The organism is Carnobacterium sp. (assembly GCF_032094055.1).
Classification (GTDB): domain Bacteria; phylum Bacillota; class Bacilli; order Lactobacillales; family Carnobacteriaceae; genus Carnobacterium_A.
The window spans coordinates 1-4,817 of the sequence record NZ_DAMDAK010000116.1; the positions used below are offsets into that span (position 1 = coordinate 1).

Annotated in this window: 7 protein-coding genes and 1 riboswitch; of the genes, 3 read left to right on the forward strand and 4 right to left on the reverse strand. The window is 37.9% G+C overall.

Annotation, left to right across the window (positions count from 1 at the left end; all coding sequences use genetic code 11):
- The 3 genes from RT405_RS12680 to RT405_RS12690 all read left to right on the forward strand — a co-directional run.
- Window positions 1–373 (forward strand): NfeD family protein (locus RT405_RS12680; RefSeq protein ID WP_313470162.1); only part of this gene is annotated, 373 nt, incomplete at its 5' end.
- 2 nt (window positions 374–375) lie between these two features.
- Window positions 376–1,368 carry a flotillin-like protein FloA gene (gene floA / locus RT405_RS12685; RefSeq protein WP_313470163.1) on the forward strand — a complete coding sequence of 331 codons (993 nt, stop codon included), beginning with the start codon at window positions 376–378 and terminating at the stop codon, window positions 1,366–1,368.
- Window positions 1,368–1,931 (forward strand): hypothetical protein, encoded by a 564-nt coding sequence (locus RT405_RS12690; protein WP_313470164.1) that lies wholly within the window; start codon window positions 1,368–1,370, stop codon window positions 1,929–1,931. The genes floA and RT405_RS12690 overlap by 1 nt, the downstream gene beginning before the upstream one ends.
- Window positions 1,932–2,077: 146 nt before the next feature.
- On the opposite strand, the gene RT405_RS12695 is transcribed toward RT405_RS12690, so the two are convergent.
- The 4 genes from RT405_RS12695 to RT405_RS12710 all read right to left on the reverse strand — a co-directional run.
- On the reverse strand, window positions 2,078–2,986 hold the full coding sequence (locus tag RT405_RS12695) for an ROK family protein (RefSeq protein ID WP_313470165.1): 909 nt from the start codon (window positions 2,984–2,986) through the stop codon (window positions 2,078–2,080).
- A gap of 266 nt (window positions 2,987–3,252) precedes the next feature.
- Window positions 3,253–3,786, reverse strand: coding sequence for an ECF transporter S component (locus RT405_RS12700; protein ID WP_313470166.1), 534 nt, complete (start codon window positions 3,784–3,786; stop codon window positions 3,253–3,255).
- Window positions 3,776–4,207, reverse strand: coding sequence for a DUF4430 domain-containing protein (locus tag RT405_RS12705; protein ID WP_313470168.1), 432 nt, complete (start codon window positions 4,205–4,207; stop codon window positions 3,776–3,778). The genes RT405_RS12700 and RT405_RS12705 overlap by 11 nt, the downstream gene beginning before the upstream one ends.
- 149 nt (window positions 4,208–4,356) lie before the next feature.
- A riboswitch (adenosylcobalamin (AdoCbl) riboswitch) is annotated at window positions 4,357–4,494 on the reverse strand.
- The coding region (locus tag RT405_RS12710; RefSeq protein ID WP_396163846.1) for an ATP:cob(I)alamin adenosyltransferase at window positions 4,492–4,817 on the reverse strand (326 nt) is incomplete at its 5' end. (Overlaps the previous riboswitch by 3 nt.)

Sequence of the window (4,817 nt, forward strand, 5' to 3'; positions counted from 1 at the left end):
CTTACTTTTTGGAGGAATTTATCTCAATTATGGAGATGTGGGTAAAAGTTTGTTTGATTTAAGTGTGGCCGGTATTATTTCGGTAATACTAGCCGTCATTCTCTTGAAAAACGGCTATACTTTTGGAAATTTCAATAAATTGGTGTTGAACGACAATTTAAACAAAGTCAGCGGTTTTTCAAGTAATAAAGACTATTCTGACTATTTAGGAAAAAAAGGCATTACTACTACTACATTAAGACCATCAGGAAAAGTTGCGTTTGATGATATTGAATTAGATGTGCTAAGTTCAGGAGAACAAATTGAGTCTGATATCTTTGTTGAAGTCATAAAGGTGGAAGGTTCTAAAATAATAGTTAGGAGAGTGTCGTAAATATGTTAGAAGAAACAAGTGGGTTAATAGGTATAGGTTTGATTGCAATCATCGTTATTGTCATTTTAAGTATGTTTTTCCGGTTTGTACCTGTAGGATTATGGGTCACTGCTTACTTTTCTGGAGTAAAAGTTTCTATTGGAACATTAGTAGGGATGCGGTTAAGAAGAGTTGCTCCACAAAATATTATCCGACCTTTGATCAAGGCTACTAAAGCCGGTTTGAACATCAACATCAATGAGTTGGAAGCTCACTACTTGGCTGGAGGAGATGTCAACCAAGTAATTGATGCTTTGATTGCTGCACAACGTGCTAATATCGATCTAATCTTTAAACAAGCAGCCGCAATCGACTTGGCTGGCCGGAACGTGTTTGAAGCCGTTCAAGTCAGTGTTAATCCAAAAGTTATCGAAACTCCACAAATTGCTGCTATGGCAATGAACGGAATTGAAGTCAAAGCTCGTGCTAAAGTAACCGTTCGTGCAAACATTGAACGATTAGTCGGTGGTGCCGGTGAAGAAACGATCATCGCTCGTGTTGGTGAAGGGATTGTTACAACGGTCGGTAGCGCTACTAAACATACAGATGTTTTAGAAAACCCTGATTCTATTTCTAAAACTGTTTTACGCAAGGGGTTAGATTCAGGTACTGCCTTTGAAATCTTGTCTATTGATATCGCGGATATTGATGTTGGTCGTAATATTGGTGCCAGCTTGCAAATGGAACAAGCCGAAGCTGATAAAAACATTGCTCAAGCAAAAGCGGAAGAAAGACGCTCAATGGCGATTGCCCAAGAACAAGAAATGCTTGCTGAAGTTCAAAAAATGCGTGCTCGTGTAGTTGAAGCAGAAGCAGAAGTTCCATTGGCATTAGCTGAAGCCTTAAAAGAAGGCAATTTAGGAGTAATGGACTATTACAATATGAAGAATATCAATGCAGATACTTCAATGAGAGATTCTATTTCTGGGTTAGGCGAAAGTGATCGTGATGAATAATGGGTATTTTTGGAATTTTTAGTTTTTTAAGTATTCTTATTCCCATTCTATTCGTGATTTCAATTGTTCAATCTATCAGCAAAGTGATCTTCAAACAACAAGCAGCTAGAAAAAAAGGGCAACTGTCTCATTACCAACGTCTCGTTAATGAAGTGAATCAGGAGAAAGAAAGACTGCGGAATGCCCCAACAAATAAAAACAACGCTGGGCATTCGCAAGATAAAATGCGAGCGATCGAACAAGAAGCAAAACGGAACCAGCAAACCCGTGCCGGAAGACGAAATACTTCTGCTGTTTCAGCAAACTCGCGTCATTCTAATTACGAAAAACCACTCGTTTCTAAAACGGAAAACCGAAAAGTGTCTGTTCAAGCTGAAAGTCCAATCAGGCGAATCAATACTCCAGTTTTAGACACCAAAGTACAACCGATCCATGATTTCGTTCATTCGAAAACACATAAAAAGAAGGACAAAAAACAAGCTTCTCGTCAAAAAGAATTGTTAAAAGGAATTGTCTATAAAGAAATATTAGACAAACCCCGTTCTATGAGACCCTATCGATAGAAAAAAGGCTGAAACAAAAGATGACATTCTTTTGTTCCAGCCTTTTTAATTGTCGTTTTTTTAAACAAAAAACATCGAAAGCTGCCGCCAAACAGCACTCCTATCTCATGAATACCATTAAGCTTTCATCGTTCAGTGAAGCCCACTTAGACTAGGATATCTTCATTCAATCTGTAATTGTATAGTGCTCCAATGATATTGGCTTTATTGCCATGACGGCTTTTTTCTATCATAGGTGGATAAAACAGTTCTGTATTTTTTTCACGGAATACTTCCGTGACTTGTTTATTGATCAATTCAATCAGCAGCGGTGCTTTGCTGACGCCACCGCTGATCAGGATTTTTTCTGGATCTAAAATCGTTTGTAAATTAAAAATTTGGATAGCTAAGGTACGGCAATATTCATTTAAACAATCTAAAACTGCTGCGTTTCCTGCATCAGCATATTGAAAGACTAAATGTCCGTCAATTTCATCTAAAGGAAGGCTGCAGCGTTCTGATACGTTTTTAAATAACTTGATTAATCCGTTTTGGTACCCAAACCTATAATCCTCTTCCTCGCTTTGGTCTGAATTGGTTTTAATAAAGGATAATTCTCCAGCTGAATAGTGGGTTCCTTTCACCAATTGTCCGTTACAGAGAATTCCGCCGCCAATGCCTGTTCCTAAAACAAGCATGACACCATTTTGAACACCTTGGAAATTGCCTTTCCATAATTCGCCTAAAGTTGCTGCTTTGCCATCATTTTCTATATGGATGGTGGTCGGACAACGCGATTCCAACAGTTCAACCATATTCATTTTTTTAATGTACTCCAAAGTTCCGCCATGAACTGCATACCCTGTTTTTGAATGAATAATTCCCGGCATGCTAATAGCCATACCAGAAATTTGTTCTGCATAAAGATCATAAATTTCACCCATGACAGCAATAAAACTTTCTAACGAATCTAACGGTGTCTTTTTTCTTTCTACTTCTTTTATTTCTCCTTCATCATTGATTAAACCATACTTTATTTCTGTACCGCCAATATCTATTCCTAAATATTGAGTCATGTCTTTCTCCTCCTAAGAACTGTTAGTTGCTCTAATTTCTTCTGTCCAGCATTTTATTTAGTTAACGCTCTCATTTTGCTTTTCAGAGCTATTTCTCTGAATCTAGTTTAACATACATATACTAAGAACAGCGGGACAAGCCCACTCTGTCTCGAAAGAAATTGAGAAAAGCAGCAACAAAAAAATACAGAAAAGTACCACACGTCATTTTGGTGTTTTTCTGCATTTTTTCTAACTAACTATCCTTTTTAGACAGCCTTTTTTATTTACTCTTTAAAATATTTTTCTGTAAATTTCTTTAATAATGGGAATAGGATAGGCGCTAAAATTAAATAAAACCCACCATTGCCTATAGCATGCAACGTATCGAATGGCAGTCCGGAAATATAATAGACCCAGAAATTTTGAATGCCGAAGAACGGAGCTTGAACGAGTGAAATAATAAAACCATATAGATACCCCATTAAGACTGCATATAACACCATTATCAGAAAAGGAATCTGCTTAAAAAACGGTTTGATCACTACCCCTGTCACTAAAACCAGCAGAGCAAATGAAATCATTTGAGCAATCGTCCATACTCCCATGCCTAATGTAATGTTTGAAATAAAGATAGATAAAACAGCTACAATTAATCCATCACTGACTCCTAATGAAAGAGTCAAAATAATTAAGATCACGGTCACGGGTTGAACATTTGGCAAGAATTGAAATACTAACCGGCTCACTTGGCAAAGTGTCGTCATCATTGCAAGTAACGTGAGTCGTTGAATAGACAGCTGTTTAGCTTTACATGCCATCTAAGTTCCACACGATAGTATCGCCGTCTTCTAAAATATATTCAGCTGCTCCAACAGTAGCTTGCTCCCCGTTGACAGTGTACAACCAGTATTTCCCTGCTTTATCATCTTGTTCGTGGCCTTCAATAGCAGAAATAAACCCATCTTTTTCAGTAATGTCGTATGTTTTTTCCATTGCTTCTAACAACGTTTCTCCTGATTCTGCTTTTATTTCTTTGTTCGCATCAGGCAAATCTTCGCCTTCTTCTTGTATTTGAATTGAAACGGACACCGTTTCTGCTGCTGAACTGCTAGCAGTCATTTCACTTGAAGCGGCTGAACTGCTTTCGTTTACAGGTGCTTGACTCGTATCACTGCAAGCCACCAATGCTAACGAAGCTGCGATAATGATTCCTAACTTTAATTTCAATTTTATTTTCATTTTCTATTCCTCCAAATCAATTGTATCCCTATTTTTGAAACAAGAAAAGCGGAGCAAACCCGGCTTGACCTACTAGACATCGAATGCAAAAAAACTTATCATACCCTACTCTACAAAAAAAGCCAACGAGGCAATTTGTCGTTAGCGTTCTCCCGCTGTTCTGCCTCGAAACAGTCGGTTTAAAACAATTGAAAAAAGACCTGACTTAAAGCAGCTGCTTTTTACAGTGGCGGGACCGTGTTGGATTTTCACCAACTTCCAGTTTTCAATTGCTTATTCAGTTTTTAACGGATATCTTTTTTCGTTAAAGAAGTGTGAAAAACTTTTCCACCACGTTCATACAATGGTTCTTTTATTCCAGCTTGATGATTGACCAGACGTGCAACAGCAAATAGATAATCCGATAAACGATTCATAAAAATGCTGACATGCGAATTTGTCTCTTCTTCTGCTACTAAACTGACAATACGGCGTTCTGCCCTTCTGACCGTCGTCCTAGCCATATGCAACAAACTTGCTACAGGATGACCGCCTGGCAAGACAAAAGATTCAATTGCATCTGGAATTTCTGCATATACATCGATTCGCGACTCGATCCACTCAACCATTT